The sequence below is a fragment of the Pseudomonas sp. AC229 genome (assembly GCF_979254655.1).
Genome location: NZ_CEEDHK010000096.1, coordinates 1 through 239, shown reverse-complemented (window position 1 = coordinate 239; position 239 = coordinate 1). Strand labels below are relative to the sequence as shown.

General features: G+C 66.5%; 1 protein-coding gene. It reads right to left on the bottom strand.

The features are described from left to right. Positions 1 to 239: GTPase RsgA (gene rsgA / locus AC0IW7_RS25005; RefSeq protein ID WP_471821552.1), on the bottom strand; the 239-nt coding region annotated here is incomplete at both ends.

Genomic DNA, 239 nt, shown 5'->3' with positions numbered 1-239 from the left:
GATATACGCCGAGCAGCGCGGTGAGCGCTCCGGCGGGTTTGTCATCGATCAGGTCGGCTTTGGTGAGCAGCAGCAACGGCCGGCTGCCGGCGTGTTCGGCTGCTACTAAATAGCGGTCGAGGAGGTTGGCGTGAGGTTCGGGTAGCGGCGCGACGACGATAACGATCAGGTCGACGTTAGCGGCCACGGGCGTCAGCTGACCGCGGGTGGCGGGCCGGCACAGTTCGGTGTGACGGGGC